Origin of the sequence: Amphibacillus marinus (assembly GCF_900110345.1) — a bacterium.
Taxonomy (GTDB): domain Bacteria; phylum Bacillota; class Bacilli; order Bacillales; family Amphibacillaceae; genus Amphibacillus_D; species Amphibacillus_D marinus.
Window position 1 is genome coordinate 22916 of sequence record NZ_FODJ01000011.1, and the last position, 19109, is coordinate 42024.

At 38.1% G+C, this 19109-nt stretch carries 18 protein-coding genes; 14 read left to right on the forward strand and 4 right to left on the reverse strand.

The genetic code is table 11. The annotated features are described in order from the left end of the window. Positions 1 to 86: 86 nt before the first annotated feature. The 10 genes from BM000_RS13255 to BM000_RS13300 all read left to right on the forward strand — a co-directional run bounded on the left by BM000_RS13255 (position 87) and on the right by BM000_RS13300 (position 11576). Complete coding sequence (locus BM000_RS13255; protein WP_091499367.1) at positions 87 to 563, forward strand: 8-oxo-dGTP diphosphatase; 477 nt, start codon at positions 87 to 89, stop codon at positions 561 to 563. A 5-nt stretch (positions 564 to 568) separates the two neighbouring features. Further along, complete coding sequence (rapZ, locus tag BM000_RS13260; RefSeq protein WP_091499369.1) at positions 569 to 1450, forward strand: RNase adapter RapZ; 882 nt, start codon at positions 569 to 571, stop codon at positions 1448 to 1450. 5 nt (positions 1451 to 1455) lie between these two features. Further along, a complete protein-coding gene (locus BM000_RS13265; RefSeq protein WP_091499371.1) occupies positions 1456 to 2436 on the forward strand; it encodes a gluconeogenesis factor YvcK family protein in 981 nt (326 codons plus the stop codon). A 7-nt stretch (positions 2437 to 2443) separates the two neighbouring features. Next, a complete protein-coding gene (whiA, locus tag BM000_RS13270; RefSeq protein ID WP_091499374.1) occupies positions 2444 to 3388 on the forward strand; it encodes a DNA-binding protein WhiA in 945 nt (314 codons plus the stop codon). 99 nt (positions 3389 to 3487) lie between these two features. Beyond that, positions 3488 to 3745 carry an HPr family phosphocarrier protein gene (locus BM000_RS13275; RefSeq protein ID WP_091499377.1) on the forward strand — a complete coding sequence of 86 codons (258 nt, stop codon included), beginning with the start codon at positions 3488 to 3490 and terminating at the stop codon, positions 3743 to 3745. Positions 3746 to 4491: 746 nt separating this feature from the next. Beyond that, a complete protein-coding gene (locus BM000_RS13280) occupies positions 4492 to 5391 on the forward strand; it encodes an ABC transporter ATP-binding protein (RefSeq protein ID WP_091499379.1) in 900 nt (299 codons plus the stop codon). Further along, positions 5384 to 6646: an ABC transporter permease gene (locus BM000_RS13285; RefSeq protein ID WP_091499382.1), complete on the forward strand. Its 1263-nt coding sequence runs from the start codon at positions 5384 to 5386 to the stop codon at positions 6644 to 6646. Before BM000_RS13280 ends, BM000_RS13285 begins: the two co-directional genes overlap by 8 nt. 127 nt (positions 6647 to 6773) lie before the next feature. Next, complete coding sequence (locus BM000_RS13290; protein WP_091499385.1) at positions 6774 to 8009, forward strand: metallophosphoesterase family protein; 1236 nt, start codon at positions 6774 to 6776, stop codon at positions 8007 to 8009. Beyond that, entirely contained in the window at positions 7999 to 10974 is a 2976-nt protein-coding gene (locus BM000_RS13295; protein ID WP_091499388.1) for an ATP-binding protein, read from the forward strand. Before BM000_RS13290 ends, BM000_RS13295 begins: the two co-directional genes overlap by 11 nt. Before the next feature lie 59 nt (positions 10975 to 11033). After that, positions 11034 to 11576 carry a GbsR/MarR family transcriptional regulator gene (locus tag BM000_RS13300; protein WP_091499562.1) on the forward strand — a complete coding sequence of 181 codons (543 nt, stop codon included), beginning with the start codon at positions 11034 to 11036 and terminating at the stop codon, positions 11574 to 11576. Positions 11577 to 11635: 59 nt separating this feature from the next. Here BM000_RS13300 and BM000_RS13305 read toward each other — a convergent pair whose 3' ends face one another. Continuing rightward, on the reverse strand, positions 11636 to 12862 hold the full coding sequence (locus BM000_RS13305) for an HD domain-containing protein (protein ID WP_091499390.1): 1227 nt from the start codon (positions 12860 to 12862) through the stop codon (positions 11636 to 11638). A 468-nt stretch (positions 12863 to 13330) separates the two neighbouring features. Beyond that, complete coding sequence (locus tag BM000_RS13310) at positions 13331 to 14227, reverse strand: peptidylprolyl isomerase (RefSeq protein WP_091499393.1); 897 nt, start codon at positions 14225 to 14227, stop codon at positions 13331 to 13333. 203 nt (positions 14228 to 14430) lie between these two features. Here BM000_RS13310 and BM000_RS13315 point away from each other — a divergent pair, with 203 nt between their 5' ends. Next, a complete protein-coding gene (locus tag BM000_RS13315) occupies positions 14431 to 14520 on the forward strand; it encodes a YjcZ family sporulation protein (protein ID WP_143063944.1) in 90 nt (29 codons plus the stop codon). 196 nt (positions 14521 to 14716) lie between these two features. Here the strand turns inward: BM000_RS13315 and BM000_RS13320 are convergent, their stop codons facing one another. Then, entirely contained in the window at positions 14717 to 14998 is a 282-nt protein-coding gene (locus BM000_RS13320) for a hypothetical protein (RefSeq protein ID WP_091499398.1), read from the reverse strand. A gap of 175 nt (positions 14999 to 15173) precedes the next feature. Continuing rightward, positions 15174 to 15638 carry a GbsR/MarR family transcriptional regulator gene (locus BM000_RS13325; RefSeq protein ID WP_091499401.1) on the reverse strand — a complete coding sequence of 155 codons (465 nt, stop codon included), beginning with the start codon at positions 15636 to 15638 and terminating at the stop codon, positions 15174 to 15176. Positions 15639 to 16060: 422 nt separating this feature from the next. Here BM000_RS13325 and BM000_RS13330 point away from each other — a divergent pair, with 422 nt between their 5' ends. The 3 genes from BM000_RS13330 to BM000_RS13340 all read left to right on the forward strand — a co-directional run bounded on the left by BM000_RS13330 (position 16061) and on the right by BM000_RS13340 (position 19049). Further along, the gene (locus tag BM000_RS13330) at positions 16061 to 17257 is read left to right on the forward strand and encodes a quaternary amine ABC transporter ATP-binding protein (RefSeq protein WP_091499403.1); all 1197 of its coding nucleotides are present in this window, start codon (positions 16061 to 16063) and stop codon (positions 17255 to 17257) included. Next, on the forward strand, positions 17250 to 18086 hold the full coding sequence (locus BM000_RS13335; protein WP_091499406.1) for an ABC transporter permease: 837 nt from the start codon (positions 17250 to 17252) through the stop codon (positions 18084 to 18086). Before BM000_RS13330 ends, BM000_RS13335 begins: the two co-directional genes overlap by 8 nt. Before the next feature lie 72 nt (positions 18087 to 18158). Further along, on the forward strand, positions 18159 to 19049 hold the full coding sequence (locus BM000_RS13340) for a glycine betaine ABC transporter substrate-binding protein (protein ID WP_091499409.1): 891 nt from the start codon (positions 18159 to 18161) through the stop codon (positions 19047 to 19049). Positions 19050 to 19109 lie beyond the last annotated feature (60 nt).

Consider the following 19109-nt stretch of genomic DNA (forward strand, 5'->3'; position numbering starts at 1 on the left):
CTCTGCTGTTCTCTTTAATAGTAAGTACAAGCTTGTTATAGTATAATAAAGGATGAATCTATCCGATATGAAGAGAGTGAATTATTGTGCAGCGTGTAACGAATTGCTTAATTATAAAAAATAATCAAGTATTGCTTCTGAAAAAACCTCGTTATGGCTGGTATGCGATGCCAGGGGGTAAAATGGAGTACGGTGAATCGATTCAAGAAGCGGTCATTAGAGAAGTAAGTGAAGAAACAGGTTTGACCATACACGCCCCTAAGTTATGCAGTGTAGCCACCATGACTAAGCCTTCAGCACAGCCTCCTAAAAACGAGTGGATGATGTTTACCTTCCAAGCAGATAAATTTACTGGTCAGCTAGTCGAATATTCACCAGAGGGGCAGTTAGAATGGGTTTCAATTGATTTGTTAGGTAGTATTCCAGTTGCGCCATCTGATCGTTTTATTCATGAATATATTGTTAACAAAAAGCAACTACTTTACGGTAGCTTTGATTTGAATGAAGATGATCAACTCAATGATTACCGTATTAATGGTCTTGAAATTGCTAAGGAAGGATGATTAGGATGAGTGCTAGTCATGAGACGAAATTAGTTATTATAACTGGGATGTCTGGTGCAGGAAAGACAGTAGCCGTTCAAAGCTTTGAAGATTTAGGTTATTACTGTGTCGATAATTTACCACCTGCACTTCTTCCTAAATTTCTAGAGCTTATGAAGGATGCAAATAATACAATTAATAAAGTAGCATTAGTAATGGATTTAAGAGGACGTGAATTTTTCGATACCTTATTTGATGCGCTTGATCAATTAACAGACTCAGTCTGGTTAGAAGAGCATATTCTCTTCCTTGATGCACATGATAATATGCTGGTATCGCGCTATAAAGAAACGAGAAGGCAGCACCCACTAGCTCCTTCGGGGTTGCCGTTAGAAGGAATTAACCAAGAACGTCGAATACTTGGAGAGCTTAGAGGACGTGCCCAACATTTTATTGATACGACTAACTTAAAACCGAAAGAACTAAGAGAGAAAATTGTGCTTAAATATGGTGAGACAGAACAGAAGATTTTTTCAATCCATACATTATCATTTGGCTTTAAATATGGGATGCCAATCGATGCTGATTTGGTCTTTGATGTGCGTTTTTTACCAAACCCTCATTATGTTGCACATCTTCAACCGTTAACGGGGTTAACTAAAGATGTGTCAGACTATGTATTTAAATGGTCTGAAACACAACGCTTTTTGGAAAAACTACTGGATTTATTAGCTTTCATGCTTCCTCAGTATAAAAAAGAAGGAAAATCCCAATTAGTCATTGCAATTGGCTGTACGGGAGGACAACACCGTTCAGTAGCTTTGGCTGAGCATATAGCTAAGTATTTTTCTTCCCAATACACAACACATGTTGCACATCGGGATATTGATAAGAGAAAGGGACATTAATTTTTATGAAGCAAATAAATAAAAAAAAAATAACAGTACTTGGTGGCGGTACAGGTATGCCTGTTTTGTTGCGGGGTTTAAAGCATTATCCCATTGATTTAGCTGCAATTGTTACGGTTGCTGATGATGGTGGTAGCTCTGGCCGTTTGCGTGCTGAAATGTCAATGCCAGCACCAGGTGATATTCGCAATGTTATTTCAGCTTTGTCTGAGGTGGAACCAATTATGGATAGCCTTTTTCAGCATCGCTTTAAGAACGGCAATGGTTTAATGGGACATTCCATGGGTAATTTAATTTTGGCGGCAATGACTGCTGTTACGGGTGACTTCTATAATGGTATTAAGGAGATTTCCCGGGTATTTAACGTCCACGGTCAGATTTATCCAATTGCGAATCAGAACATGTTCCTAAATGCAGAGATGGTAGATGGTGAGATTATCGCAGGAGAATCCAATATTCCGCTTGCTAATAAGAAAATTAAGCGTGTTTTTGTCGAGCCAGAAGCAGTTGAACCTTTACCTGAGGCTGTTCAGGCCGTACTAGAATCTGATCTTGTTGTGATTTCACCCGGAAGTCTATATACGAGCACATTACCAAACTTAGTCGTCCCACAAATTGCCGATGCCTTACGTGAAACAAAGGGACAGGTAGTCTATGTGTGTAATGTCATGACACAGGCAGGGGAAACGACCAACTATACCGTAGCCGACCATGCTCAAGCAATTCTTGACCATATTGGTGAAGGCTGTCTCGATAAAGTAGTTGTGCATAATAAAGCCATTACTGGATCTGTTCGAGAACTATACGCTGAGGAAAATGCAGACCCAGTGGAATATGATCGGCATCGACTTGAAAAACTAGGCATAAAAATTATTGAGGCTGATATTATTGATGACAAAAGAACAGTCCTTAGGCATGATAAAGCTAAAGTAGCGCAAATTCTGTGTCAAATGATTGGCGTGGATGCTTTAACGAAAGAGGGGTGAGAGAAGCATGTCTTTTGCATCTGCAATTAAAAAAGAAATGACCCAAATAGATAATAAATCATGCTGTCAATCAGCAGAACTAGCTGCGTTAATTCGGATGAACGGTGCTGTCTCGATTGCAAGACAAGCGTATGTACTTGATGTTCAAACTGAGAATGCGGCCATTGCAAGACGCATCTATGTCATGATCAAGGCAAACTATGATTATCCAATTAAGCTACTTGTTCGAAAAAAAATGAAACTGAAAAAAAATAATGTCTATATTGTTAGAATAGAAGAAGGGGCTAAGGCAGTCTTGCTTGATTTACAAATTTTGCAGGAGCCTTTTGCCTTAGTAAGAACGATTCCAATGAAGTTTTTGCAGAAAAAATGCTGTAAACGTGCATACTTAAGAGGTGCGTTTTTAGCCGGCGGCTCTGTTAATAATCCAGAAACCTCTTCCTATCACTTAGAAATCGCAAATGCTTATCAGGAGCATAACGATTCATTATGTCAGCTAATGAACGATTTTGGACTTCATGCCCGTATTTTAGAGCGACGAAAGGGTTTTATCACGTATATTAAGGAAGCAGAAAAAATTACTGAGTTTTTAAATTATACTGGCGCCCATCAAGCTTTATTGAAATTTGAGGATGTTAGAATTATGCGTGATATGCGTAATTCTGTTAATCGACTGGTGAACTGTGAAACAGCTAATTTAAACAAAACAATTGGAGCTGCCTTTCGACAGGTTGAAAACATCAAATTTATTGACAAAACAGTTGGGTTAGCCGCTTTACCAGACAAATTGCAAGAAATTGCAAAATTAAGGATTACGCACCAAGATGTGACACTAAAGGAACTTGGGGAACTTGTCAGTGGTGGGAATATTAGTAAATCAGGAATTAATCACCGCTTAAAAAAAATTGATCAATTTGCAGAGCAATTAAGAAATCAGCATAGGCCATTGTAGTTAGAAAAAAAGGATAAAGCGTTTTCAAAACGTCTAAAAAGTGATAAAATAACATAAGCTTTTATAGTTTAAAAGGTAAACGAAAGGAGCTTATTGGCAATGGTAGAAAAGACGGTCAAAGTTGTTGTTGAACCTGGTTTACAAGCTGGACCTGCTTCAGAATTTGTTCAAAAATCAAATAGCTATATGGCAGAGATTTTTTTAGAGAAGGGTAACCGACGTGTTAATGCCAAAAGTATTATGGGCTTACTAAGCCTTGCCATCGCTACCGGTGATTCAGTGACATTATTAGCTGATGGACCAGATGATCAAGAGGCGATTACTTCGCTGGCAAACTTTTTAACGCATTTATCTTAATTTTTTTATGATAGAGATGCTTATTTGATCAGTATACTGACCAAATAAGCATTTTCTATATCAAACGATAGCGGGAATTAGGTCGAGCAAAATGTTTAACTAGCTAGTGAAGAAAGGAAAAACAGCATTGACAAGAAAGATTATTTATGGGTAAAATGGTGACAAGTATAATTGTCAAAATGACTTAAAATATTGTCTTAACGGTTAATTGAACGAGATAACTGTTAACGATTAACTCAACTTTTGCATTAACATAGCAACGTTCAGCTAAGCTGGCTGACGATAATAAGCGCTATTTTCGCTTCTACTCCTGATATGGCACGATGGGTCTGATTTACTCATGATGAACATCTGACTGAGTGGAGCTAAGCAATGAGTGAGACTCCTGTAGGAAGAGGATGAGCTAAAGATCCACTTTTGGCGCGTCTTTCTTCACAAAGTGGGGATGTGAGACTAAACCCATCACGTCATGGGACTGAGACTGGGATTGCGCTTACTCATCCCACCGAAGTGATTTGCGCCTACTCGCCCCACCAAAATACTTGGGACTACGTCTAACTGACCTACATCCTGTAGGGCCGAAGCCATTCCCGCGGAAATTGCTGTTCAGAACGGCATAGCGCGCCAAACGGATTAGAAAGTCACCATTGGTATTGCATAGCGACACCGCCAAACACGTTAAAGGGTGAATAACTATTCTCAGGGTGCGAAAGTTGAGTATTAATAAAAAGAGAGGGGAAAGAAGTATGTCATTAAAGATTGATTTAGTAACAAAGCGTTTTGGTTCCTTTACAGCTGTTAATCAGCTTTCCTTAGATATACCTGATAAACAGATTTTTGGTTTTTTAGGCGCTAATGGCGCCGGGAAGACGACAACATTTCGTATGATATTAGGTTTAATTGATGCTACAGAAGGAGCAATTACCTGGGAAGGTGAACCGATTAATTATGACAAGACTGATAAAATTGGTTATCTTCCTGAAGAGAGAGGCTTATATCCAAAGCAAACTGTTAAAGAACAAATTATTTATCTAGGCAGATTAAGAGGTATGGCAAAAAAGGAGATCTTAGAGCAATTAAACCAATGGTTAGAACGGTTTAGAATACCCGATTACCTTGATAAAAAAGTGGAAGAGCTGTCAAAGGGAAATCAACAGAAAATTCAATTTATTTCTGCTGTTATACATAATCCAAGGCTATTAATTTTGGATGAACCCTTTTCTGGACTTGACCCTGTAAACGTAGAGCTATTAAAAAATGCTGTATTAAAATTAAAGGAAGCTGGAACGACCATCGTATTCTCTTCCCACCAGATGGATACTGTAGAAGAGCTTTGTGAATATTTGTGTATTATGCAGCATGGAAAACCGATTGTACATGGTTCATTAAAGGAAATTAAGCGGTCATTTGGAAAGAAAAATCTTTTTATCCATGCAGACTTTGATTTAAGCTATTTAGCTGATTTACAAGGTGTTGTCAGTCAGAAAGTTACACCTGTAGGCTGTAAATTACAAATTGAAGATGAAGAAGTTTCTCAACGCATCCTTGAGTCTCTCCAAGGCAAAGGCTTTATACGGAAGTTTGAATTAGAAGAACCTTCCCTCAACGATATTTTTATTGAAAAAGTAGGTGAATCATATGAATAAATTCTGGGTGGTCTTTTGTTATACGTTCTTGTCCAGGGTAAAATCAAAATCTTTTATTATCACGACCGCACTTTTCCTTGTTTCTATTGTTGCTCTTGGAAATATTGATCGACTTATTGGACTCTTTGATAACGATGCTGGGGCAAATCAAGTAGCCGTTATTGATCAGACCGACACTGTCTTTTCGTTGCTGGAAGAATTTTCAGATCAGGATGAACTTATATTTGTTGAATTTAATGATTCTTTATCAGCGGCTGAGCAAGCCGTTTTGGCTGGCACCTATACTGCAGTCCTTGTGATTGAGGAAGATAATGAAACAATCTTTCAAGCAAGCTATCACACTGACCAGCTCATTAATCAATCCGTGCCTAACCAAACCGCAGCTTCCTTACAGCAAATAAAAGTAGCCTTAGCGACAAATGAAGCGGGGATTGACCAAGCTACCATTGATGCAATTTATCAACCGTTTGATTTTGACACCGTTGCGATTGAATTAGCAGATGGGCGAACGGCACGTACAGAAGAGGAGATTGGTGTTGCACGTGGTCTTGTCTATGCAATGCTCTTTATTTTATACTTTGCCGTGCTCATGTATGGCAATATGATAGCAATGGATATTGCTAATGAAAAGTCATCACGAGTGATGGAGATTTTAATCTCAAGTTCATCACCAATTAAGCAAATGTTTGCCAAGATTTTTGGAATAGCTTTACTGGGACTAATTCAGATTAGTCTGTTTATTACTGTTAGTTTTTATGTTGTTGAAAGTCGAGCTGACAACATGATTGGTGAGGCATTTGAATTTTTTGGTGTTTCAAATGTACCGCTATCAACATATATTTATGCTGTTGTTTTCTTCTTACTTGGCTATTTACTTTATGCAACCTTGTCGGCAATGCTCGGCTCTTTAGTTAGTCGGCTTGAAGATGTAGGGCAATTAATGATGCCTGTTACATTCTTAATCATTATAGCCTTTATGATATCAATGTTTGGTATCGGTGTACCTGATTCAACTCTTATTACGATAACATCACATATTCCATTCTTTACTCCTTTGGTTATGTTCTTAAGAGTTGGGTTATTAGAGATTCCTACTTGGGAAATTGCTCTTAGTCTTACCACACTTATACTGTCAATTTTAATCCTCGGCTATGTCGGGGCAAAGGTTTATCGAGGTGGCGTCTTAATGTACGGTAAAAGTGCTTCATTAAAAGACTTTAAGCAAGCTATTCAACTAGGTAAGCGAGATAATTAATAATTGAACAACCAGCAAAAGCACATTAGTGTTGGCTGGTTGTTTTAATTTTTTTGAAAAACGAACGTGCATTCGTTTGAAGGCTCTGCTAAAATAAATAACAACAAGAGGGTAAAGGGAGATAGTAATGAGTGATTCAATTAAATTTATTCATACAGCGGATTTACATTTAGATAGTCCTTTTAAAGGAATGAATACACTACCGGCCGCTTTATATGATCAACTAAAAAAAAGCACCTTTGCTGTCTTGGACCGGTTAGTTAAATTAGCGATAGAAGAAGCGGTGGATTTTATTATTATTGTCGGAGATTTATTCGATGAAACTGTTCAAAGTGTCTATGCTCAGATCCAATTTCTCAAGGCTTGTCAACGGTTAGAGCAAGCAAATATTGCTGTCTACTTAAGTTATGGCAACCATGACTATCGACAAGTAAATCAGAGTCTGCTCCAGTATCCGGACAATACCCACCTATTTATTCAGGGTGATGTGGAAGAGAAAATATTTAAAAAAAATGAGCAGACGATCGTTTCAATCCAAGGCTTTAGCTATCTGGAAAGAGCGTTGTTAGCAGATAAGACGAGTGAATTTAAAAAACATCCAGGTGCGACCTATTTTATTGGTATGCTACATGGAAGTACAGGTCAGTCTGATCACCACGATCGTTACGCACCATTTCAGCTTCAGCAACTTAAAACAAAGGGTTTTGATTATTGGGCACTTGGACATATTCATCTGCGCCAGCAATTAACAAAGGAGCCGCCAATTGTCTATCCTGGTAATACGCAGGGGCGATCAACTAAGGAGACGGGGGAGAAGGGCTGTTATGTTGTAAAGATAGACAAACATGAAGCACAATTGCAGTTTAAGCCGTTGCATAGTGTTCGATTCGAGCAACTTGAGATCGATGTATCAACTTGTAATCAGTTAGACCAGTTTTATCTACTTCTATCACAAACGATTAAGACTTTAAGTTGCGACAAAGTGATTATTTCCATTAAGCTTTGTAATGTTAGTTATGAACTTGAAGCAGCTTATTATAGTGGGGCAATTGCTGAACTAATTGAGGTATTAAATGATGCAGTTGAAGCAACTCAGAATTGGTGCTGGATTCGAGCTGTTGAGCTTGAGCACAAGGATAATGAGTCGCATGCTTTACTAACTGGGCAAGACCCATTCAGTTTAGAGTTAGCTGACAACTTTAATCAAATTGACTGGTTAACTATTAGTAGTGAGTTATGGCAGCATAAGCAGGCGAGGCGATTCTTAACAGAGCTTTCATTAGAAGAGAAGCTAGAGCTCACCGAGCAAGCTAAAGAGTTAGCCTTTTATCAATTAACAGGGATAGATACTGATGAAAATTAATAAATTACATATTTATGGATTCGGAAAATGGCAGCACAAGCAATTTAATTTTGAGCAGAAATCATTTATTTTAATACAGGGAGAGAATGAGGCTGGTAAATCGACCTTAGTTGCTTTTATTCAATACATCCTTTTTGGCCTGCCAGCTCAGAGACGTAAGCAGTATCTGCCAAAGCAAGGTGGAGCACTGGGTGGTAGCATGGAAATTGAATTGCCTAATCAACAACGATACACGATTGAGCGTGTTCATGATCGTCAGCAGGGGGAAGCAGTGTGTACGGATGTTCACGGCAATTACTTGAACCAGGCTTGGTTAACTGCTCATCTGAATGGCATTAATCAACTGTTATTCCAAAAAGTATTTGTTTTTGATGTGTTTAATCTGCAAATGCATGATCGTGTTTCACCTGAGCACCTGGGTGATATATTATTAAGCATTGGTATGTCGGGCTCAGAACGTATTTACCAAACTGAGAAGAAATTACTACAAACGACTCAAACGCTGTTTAAACCGAATGGTAAAAAGCCAATTCTAAATAAACAGCTAGATCAACTAACTCAGAAAGCCCAGCAATTTAACCAGTTAGAAGCAACGATTTCACGTTATGAAGAAGAACGAGCGGTAAAGCAAAGTAAAGAAAGATTATTAGCAGATAAGCATAAGCTTATCACCGAGCTTACCACCGAGATAACTGAACTGTTAGAAGCAATTCGTGTTTACCCAGAAATCGAAGTTTATCATCTCACGACAGAGCAACTAAATGATTTTTCAGACCAGCTTACTTTTCCAGAAAGGGGTGAAGAAAGGTATCGTGCACTTAAAGCAGATATTCACCTTCTTCAGTCTGAACAGGTAGTTGTAAAAGAAGCAGTGCTGAAGACACAGAAAGAACTTGAAGATATTGAGACTAAGTTAAGCAGCGTACAAGAGCTAGCTGAATTAACGGCTGTGGTATCGGATAGTAAGCAATATGAAGACAGAAATTATCAACTCAATCATCTTGAGCAAAGCATAGCTGAATGTGAAGCTAAACTAACAGAGCAGATTGAGTTAATTAACATGGATCTATCTCATCATGAATGGATTGAATTAAAGCTATCTTATATGACTAAGAATAGCTGGGACGAGCTAACGCAGCACTCTCATAGCTTGGAAGAGCAAACGCAAGTTGTTGAACAACGTTTAGAAGAGCAGAAATTAACAGAAAGTCAGTCAGTCAATGCGTTGGCTGAGTTAGCAAAGATTGTGTTGACCTCAGAGCGTCATCAGGCTAATCAGCATGAACGGAAGCAATTAGAACGTCAACACGTTAAGCAACAGTCAGGTAAGGAACAAGAACAAGTAAAGCTAGTTAAACAAAACCAACTCTACTTAATTGCACAGCTAGTTTTTCTTTCCATTCTTTCAATAATTACCTTGGTGGTGCTACAATCTATTGTCTCTTCTGGACTATGGTGGGTGCTACTCATTCTTTTACTCATAGTGGTAGTTGGATACACCATTAGTCAAATTCGGTTTCGAAGGAAAATTTTTAATGCAATAACAGATGATAGCCAATTTGATACAGAAATTAATCATGAAGCAATGTTGAGAATAGCAGAGCTTGATCAGTTGCTCTTTTTACATGAAGAAAATTACGAGCAGTACATTTATACAAAAAAACAGTTAAAGCAAACAAGAATTGAGCAATTAAAAAGCCAAGAGCAGCTTAATGCATTGGAGCAGCAAAAACAAAGGTTAGCTGGTCTAATTGCTGAGCAAATTAATCAGTATCCCTTCTTAAAAGCTATTCATGTTCGGTATTGGCCCGGTCTTTACGATGAGATTGTTAAGCTCAAAATGCTTATTCAACAAAGTCAAAGACTAGTAGCAGACAAGCAAGAACTAGTTAATTTGCAGCTTGATTATAACAGTAGATTAATTGCTGTGAAACCGTTAGTCGTAGAGATTGACTCCACTGATTATTATAGAATTATAGAGGCAGCCCGTACTTATATTGCAAGTCAGGAGACCCTTGCTATACAGCAAAAAGCACTTCAAGAGCGGTTAAGCGAATATGAAGAGCAACTAAACATCTTAGCCGGTAAGCTTTCGCCATATCTAGAGGAAAGAACATTCTTATTCGACCGAGCAAATGCTGATGAGGAAGAGACATTTTTATTAACCGCCGCTCAATTTAAAAAGCAACAGGAACTTGAGCAAAAAAGAAAAGCTGCCGAACGCTTTGTGCGTTATTCCTTAACGACTGAACAGGTGGAGCAAATGCTTAAGGCAAATCATTCTAGTAAAGCTGAGCTAGAGGTGCTCCTCAAGGAATATCAGGAACAGCTAGAACAGGTTAGGACAGAAATAAAAAATTTACAACAAGAGATTTCAGACCATACCGCTATTTTAAAGCAGCATGAAGAGTCGCAACAGCTAATTGACGTTAAACACGATTATTATTACTTAAAGGATCAATTCGAAGATGGGGCAAAGCAATGGCTAATTAATCAGCTTGCTTTAAAGAAAATTGAGCAGACAAAGCTTACCTTCCAACAATCTTATTTACCAGCCGTTTTAGAGCAGGCAAGTGAAATGTTTGCCCAGTTAACAAATCAGTATTATCAATCAATCTTTTTTTCTAGCGAAGCTCAAACTATTCAGGTTTCTAAAGCAGATGGTCAAGTATACTCACTTTTGGAATTGTCCCAAGGCACCTGTGATCAGCTTTTTGTAGCAATTAGGCTAGCAATTAGTCTCTGGTTAGCAAAACACAGTTCATTACCATTTTTAATTGACGATGGCTTTGTCCATTTTGACCAGAAGCGAAAAGAATTGATGCTCCAGTTGCTAAATAAAATAAAGGCACATCATCAAGTTATTTATTTTAGCAAAACAAAGGATCACTTAAGCATACCCACACAGTTTGCTGAACGAATTATTACAATTAGCAGTCACGACTTCACAAGTGTGAGGGAATAGTGATAAGATGTGATCAACTAGAAATCTTCTTAGGATGGGGGATTGTATTCTTGGCTAGCATGAAGCACCAATCAACAGAGTGGCAACATTATGAAGAAACAATCGATAAATTTGTTCAAGTAATTGCAAAAAATATGAATTTATATGGTATCACGCCGTCTGTGGGCCGTTTGTATGGAAAGCTATACTTTAACAATGAGCCAATGACTTTAGACGACATGCGCGATGCGCTTGAGATGAGTAAAACAAGCATGTCAACAGGTGTAAGAGCATTAGCTGAAATGAGGATGGTTGAACCAGCCTTTAAAAAAGGGGTTAGAAAAGACCTCTATCAAGCACAAGAGGATTGGTATAAAAGCTTTAGCTCATTATTTGGTAATCGTTGGCGTCATCACACCGAAAAAAATAGTGAGGAGGCAAAAGAAGCTATAGTTGAGCTGGAGAAACTCTTTCAAGTAACGAACGACCAAGTGTTGAAAGAGAAAATCCAATATGATATTGAACGCCTTCACTATGCACAAAATTACTACAGCTGGCTCATGCGTTTTATCCAAGTTGTTGAATCAGGGGAGATCTTTAATTACGTACCAAAAGAGGAGTAAGCGAATTTAGCAATCAAAGAGGATAAGGCGTTAGTAAGTCAACTAACGCCTTACCCTTACTATTTATCAGCATTTTCATAACGACTATCAAGGTAGTCGACAATATGAATTAAATAACCTTCTAGAGTTTGTGGGTGTCGGACTGCAGATCCCCATTCAGGTAAACCGTGATGACACAGTATGCAGTGATTTAGCTGATGAATGTCCTCAATTGATAGTGAAATGTCAAACTGCTCAATTAGTTTAGTCAATAGGATGACACCATAAGGAATATGCCCAACAAGAACACCGAGCGGGTCCATGCCTATTCCTGCTTGGTTTCGCGTTAGCAAAGCGTCTTTGTTTGCTGTCGGATAAAGAAAATTAAATGCTTTAAACGATTTTCCTGCATGGTCATACTCAAGTATCTTTCCAATATCATGATAAAGAATTGCAACGATGAGTAAATTATAATTAGGATTTTGATCGGAATAAGTCATGGCGCCTTGGATCATTTTATATAGATGATCAATGGTTTCATTCCAAATCATTCGTTTTTTGCTATCTTGACCTTGACGATATTGAGTGTATAGCTCTGCTTTATACATTTTTTCAACTTTTTGAACTAACGTTAGTAATGCTTCGATATGACCTTTTTCAAATGAAAGAATGTATCGAGCAAAACGCATTAACCCAACCGTATGCTTCAGAAGTCCTCCTAAATAGTTATGGTGGTAGCCTTTAGCAGCTGGGACTAGTCGAAAGTCATCCCAGAAATAGTGCACAGTTTCTTTTGCTAGTTTACGAAAAGGCTCATCTAGCTCATTTAAATATGAGATAAGCTCTATGGTTAAATCAGCAAAACTCTCATCTGTGTAGGGAAGTAATGAGAAAGGCTCAAGTTGATCTTTTACGGGAATTAACTGATTAACAACGATAGATTTATTACCATTATATGAATCAATCACACCTTCAACATCGAAAATGGCATTGCTTTCAAGTAAAGGAATGTTTTTCTCTAGCGCCCCATTATTATCCCACATTTTACCGTCTATCATTCCGCTATTATTACTAAACGATAATTTCAAAAACTGCTTTTGCGTCCGCGTTAGCCTTACTTCAAAGTCATTAACCAATAGTCGTTGGCTAATCTTACTACCAGCTTCTTCGTTGTCTAGTGTGAAAAGGGTGTTCCCTTCAGGAAGCTTAGGGCTGGGGAATTGTGTTAGGATAGTTTGTCTTTCTTCATCAGTTAATCTAATATGTAAAGGGATTAATTCATAGAAATAACTTAGATCATTACTCATAATAGCCTCACTCCTCGATTTAAATTCTTACTTCCTATCTTAAACTATATTGCAAGATTTACAAAGTAGGACTTAAACTAACTAAAAAGCTTTGTTGACAATTGGTAATCTAGCAGAACGTCTAGTAAGCTAACGGATCGGTAACATGTTATATTCGGCATCATGCTAAACGTGGGCACGATCGCAGGATAAAGCAAATGGAGAAAGCAATTGATCTCGTTGTGTGAAAATAGTCGTCTTCATTTTGCGGAGTCAGTTCTTTTTTTCTTTTACCTAGTCATGCAAAAACCTCTCACCACCTGAAACGGAAAGCAACACTCTATGTCAGGAAAGAGAAAACGCAAAGTTGTGCTGAATCGTAATTTCCTACTTTAATAGCGATTAAAAACCAGCCTTATTCAGTGGTTTCTCAATTGATGATAGTGGTATATAAAAAAGCAGGCTGATGAGCATCAACCTGCTTGTGATTTATTCAATATCTTCGATGTCTTCTGAATCCATAATCTCAAAAAGATCCTTAAATTCGTCAATATTAACCTTAATGTTTGCTTCATCAATTAAGCGATTAAATTTTTCCATTGTCTCTTCTTGACTTTGTTCGTTAACTTTTTGCTCTAAAATTTCAGAACGAATAGCGTCACGACTGTCTTCTAGCGAGTCAACTTCCATTTCAGTATCACGGATATCCGTTACTTTGATAATATGCCAACCAAAATCAGATTGTACAGGCTCACCAATCTCATCAATTTCCAAACTGAAAGCCTTGTCCTCAAAAGCAGCTACCATACTACCAGTAGAAAAATAACCAAGTTCGCCACCCTCTACAGCAGAACCAGGGTCGGTTGAATGCTCTTCTGCAAGTTCAGCAAAATCTGCACCATCTAAAAGCTGGCTATAAAGATCATTTGCTAATTCTTCATCCTCGACTAAAATGTGACTTGCTTCAATTTCTTTTAGCTGGCGCTCATAATATTGCTCAATTTCTTCATCTGTAACTTCAATACCGTCGCCTAGTGCTTGGGTTTGAAGTAGTCCCAACCGAATACGATCCTTAAGTGTTTCTTCATCCGCAATTCCCTGTGATTGAATGAACATTTCAAATGATTCACCATATTGATCACGAATTTCATCAACTTGTGCCTCAACAATGCTTTCGTCAACCTCATATTTATCGGTAAGAATTTTTTCTAGCACAATCGTTTGTAGTACTGCTTCACCACTGGTTGACTTTAATTGGTCATAGAATTCTTCCTTGCTAATATTGCCATGATCCGTTTCAACTACTGTTTCTGAATCATCTGATGTACATGCGGCAAGTCCCAGGACACTTGCTGAAATTGCTGCAACTAATGCTAATTTTTTCATCTGTAAACACTCCTAATTCATTCAGACGCATTTTTGTCTATTTTTTTACTCTCAAATGCTAATATACCATAGTTTTAAGATAAAAAAAGATCTACTATCAAAATTTCCTCTGATTTTACTAATTTCTTAAAAATTGCCCATCCCCAAATATTTTTATGTGCATAAAATGGTGGGTAGACATTGTGACGGAGGAGGTGAGTTGTATGGGTTACCAAGAGAACTTTGGCGGCTTTGCCTTGATTGTTGTGTTATTTATTCTACTCATCGTTGTCGGGGCAGCTTGGGTTTGTTAATACAAAAATAGTTTAATTGTAGCTAATATTAAGTTAGGGCAAGTACATCGCACCTCTTTACTAAGGAGGTAGCGGTGTTTTTTTAGCGAAAATTTTTTTGATAACTAACTGATGTTATAGTCATTTTGGAAAACGCTCCAGTAGTTTGCGTTAATGTGAGCGTTAGAAACCGTGACCAGGTTAACACATCAGCAGTTTACGTTAATGCGAGTGGTAGAAATTGTGCCCAGGTTAATGCATCAGCAGTTTGCATTAACGTGAGTGGTAGAACTCGAGCCCAGGTTAACGCAGCAGCAGTATGCGTTAATGTGAGTGAGGAAATTCGTGTCCAGGTTAACGCAGCAGCAGTATGCGTTAACGTGAGTGCTAGAACTCGAGCCCAGGTTAACACATCAGCAGTATGCGTTAATGTGAGCGAGGAAATTCGTGCCCAGGTTAACGCATCAACATCACTTGTACCCCCAAAAAAAGATGTCAAGCTCCAGATAACTAAAATAGAAGAACGTCACTTTAAAGAAGGTTTGCTTGCTAAAAGATTAGCAAAGAACAATTGAACTAAAATTAGCTGAGGTACTATCATGAAGAACTCATCCTTAAGACTGCGTCTTAAGGATGAGTTCTTATAGTTTCTAGGTTTTTAATAAAATAGTTAGTTAAGTGGTAGGCTTCATTTGAGCAAAAGAATTCTTAAGTGAGGTATGGAAAGCAATCATTTCATTTAGTTTATTTACAATAAGTTCGTCTTTATATTGGGAAGCAAGTTGTGCTTTAATTTTAGCTAAACTTTCTTCTTGATTGACAGTATGGCCTAGCCATTTATTAATATAGGTGGACATAAAGCATTGGTACAAAGCATGATCCGTTGTGTAGAGATCCTTTCTGACACCTTTTTTCCAAACTTGCTTAACGAGATTTAGGTCGGACAAGTTTCGAATTCCTGTATTTACAGTTGTTTTACTTTTTCCAGTTGTTTGACTCATTTCATCTAATGTCATCGGTTGGTGATTTAAATATAGAATGGTAAACAAGCGAGCATCGGCAGAAGAAAGATCAAACATTTCTAATGTTTGAGAAAACGTATTAATTAAATTAGCAATAATATTCTGATCTATATCCATTGCAGTTCGTCGCTCCTTTCAAATTTCGAAAAATTACTGTATGGGTATGTTAGCCTGACTAAACTGCATATCACAAGCCAAGGCTATGTTATGTTCTCTCCCTCATATAAAGACAGCTTACACAATTTTATCTGAAATTGGAAATGGCTATGTTGCTAGCATAATGAAGGAAAACGGCGTATTTTTAAGAAAAAAATACATATAGTTTGTACAGTTTAAACTGTACGTAAAATACGTACGAAATTAAACGAATTTGCTGTTTGAATCATTGTTTATAAAAGGGGTATAGTATTAAAGTAGCTGAATTCGTGCAATTTTACATGCAATTAAGCAAGCATTATTTAAGTCAAAATGTTTAGCAATTTACGGATATGGGTAAATGTAACGAGTTGCATGCAATTGAAATAAGAGAGGTGAACGATATGCCAGTCATAGCAGTTAAAGATTTATCAAAAGTATTCGGTAAGAATATAAAGCAATCTTTAAAGCTTTTAGATGAAGGTAAAAAGAAGGATGAAATATTAAAAGAAACTGGGGATACGGTTGGGGTTAATCGTGCTTCGTTTGAAGTTGAAGCGGGTGAGATCTTTGTCATTATGGGGTTATCAGGAAGTGGTAAGTCGACACTCATTCGTTTAATTAACCGATTAATTGAACCGACTGAAGGAAGCGTCACAATTGATGGAGAAAATCTTGCAACGATGAATAAGGATGATCTTCGACGTGTACGACGTGAAAAGCTAAGTATGGTATTTCAGAAGTTTGGTCTATTCCCATTCAGAACCATATTAGAGAATGCGGAATATGGTTTAGAAGTTCAAGGAATGCCAAAACAAGAGCGAGAAGAGAAAGCAAAGAAAGCCTTAGACTTAGTCGGACTTGGGAACTATGTTAACCAATATCCTGAGCAATTATCGGGTGGAATGCAACAACGTGTTGGCTTAGCTAGGGCACTAGCAAATGATCCAGAAGTGTTATTAATGGATGAAGCCTTCTCTGCACTTGATCCACTTATTCGAAAGGATATGCAGGATGAATTACTTGAGCTTCAGCAATCGATGCAGAAGACAATTATCTTTATTACGCATGATTTAGATGAAGCACTTCGAATTGGCGATCGAATTGCCTTGATGAAGGATGGTTCAATTGTTCAAATTGGAACACCTGAAGAAATATTAGTCAATCCAGCAAATGATTATGTTGAGCGATTTGTTGAGGATGTAGATCGTTCAAAAGTATTAACGGCAGAGAATATTATGAAAAGACCAGAAACGATTAATATTGAAAAGCACGGTCCACGCGTAGCGCTTGAACGGATGGCTGAAGAAGGTATTTCTAGTATTTATGTAACCGATAGTAAACGAAATTTAAAAGGATACGTGACAGCAGATGATGCATCGGCCGCGCGTAAAAAAGAAATTAGAGATTTGAAAGAAATATTAAAAACGAATGTGCCAACAGTAGAACGTGATAAGCCGATGCAAGAAATCTTTGAGCTTATCTATGACTCGCCGGTTCCAATTCCGGTTGTCGATAACGGTAAACTTGTTGGAATTATTATCAGAGGTTCGGTGCTAGCTGCTTTAGCTGGTGAGAGTGAGGTGCTCAATAATGTTTGATTTTATTCCCCAAATTCCCCTTGCAGATTGGGTCGATGCAGCAACAAATTTTATTACTAGTACATTTTCATTTGTTTTTAATCCAATTCGAAACCAGTTTGGCGATTTTATGTCATGGACAGCCTCACAGCTGTCAGCTATTCCGCCTTTCGTAATTGTAATTCTTGTTGCAGTTTGTGCATTCTTTATTACAGGTAAGCGAATCGGTTTGGCTGCATTTTCGGTGGTCGGATTAATATTAATTGATAATCAAGGGCTTTGGGACCAGTTAATGTCTACTTTTACCCTTGTTATTATCGCAAGTTTGTTATCAATAATTATTGGCGTTCCGGTAGGAATCTTAATGTCAAAGAGCAAAACAGCAGAGGCTATTATTTTACCGATTCTGGACTTTATGCAGACGATGCCTGCCTTTGTTTACCTGATCCCTGCCGTAGCCTTCTTTAGTATTGGGATGGTACCAGGTGTATTTGCTTCTTTAATCTTTGCCACACCACCAACGGTTCGGTTTACCAACTTAGGTATTAGACAGGTGTCTACGGAATTAGTAGAAGCAGCTGAAGCGTTTGGTAGTACCGGGTCTCAGCGCCTATTTAAAGTTGAATTACCAATGGCTAAGAAAACGATTATGGCCGGGATTAACCAAACGGTTATGCTGTCATTATCGATGGTTGTTATTGCATCAATGATTGGTGCTCCAGGTCTTGGCCGTCCAGTGCTGTCAGCACTTCAGCGTGCCCAAGCAGGTCCAGGGTTTGTGGCAGGTCTGTCAATTGTTATTCTAGCCATTATTATGGATCGCTTCACACAGAATATTTATAAAAAATAAGCTTGGCAATCTTTCATAATGAAGGATTTACCATAGATTTTTCTAAAAAACAAAAAAAGGGGAGACGTTTTAATGTTAAAATTTTCATGGAAACATGTCGCTTTATTGTTCGTGCTTTCAATCACATTAATTGCTTGTGCGGATAGTGGAGATGACAATGGTGGCGAAGAAACTGCTGGTGATTTAGGTGATGAAAATATCACGCTAGTATATGTTGAGTGGGATTCAGAGGTTGCCTCAACCAATGTTATTGGTCAGGTATTAGAAAACCAAGGTTATAACGTTGAGTATACGCCAATTGACAATGCAATTATGTGGGAAGCGGTAGCAAGTGGTGATGCTGATGCAATGGTTGCTGCATGGCTACCTGGGACACATGGTGATTTATTTGAGCGCTATGAAGCTGACCTTGTTCAATTAGGTACCAATCTTGAAGGTGCTAAAATTGGCTTAGTTGTTCCTGAATATATGGATGTAACAACAATTGCAGACCTAGCCGATTATGATGGTTTAACAGCGATCACAGGTGTTGAAGCTGGTGCAGGTGTTGTCCAAGCTGCTGAAAATGCTGTTGATGTTTACGGACTTGATGGTTGGACTGTTGATACTTCATCAAGTGGGGCTATGGCTGTTGCCTTAGGTGAAGCAATTAATAATGAAGAGCCAATCGTTGTTACTGGTTGGACACCACACTGGAAATTTGCTGATTACGATTTAAAATATCTTGAGGATCCAGAAGAGGTATTCGGCGGAGCAGAAACAATCGAGACGATGGTTCGTCAAGGGTTTGAAGAAGATAGTCCAGCGGCATATCAGATTTTGGATCAGTTTTACTGGGAAGCGTCAGATATGGAGGAAGTTATGTTAGAAATATCTGAAGGTGCAACGCCAGAAGAAGCTGCTGCTAATTGGATTGAAGCTAATCAAGACAAGGTTGATGAGTGGACAGCTGGAATTGAATAAGACAATTAATTGGAGAAGCAGCCTCGATTAGGGAGGAATTACTGCTTCTCCTTTCTTTTA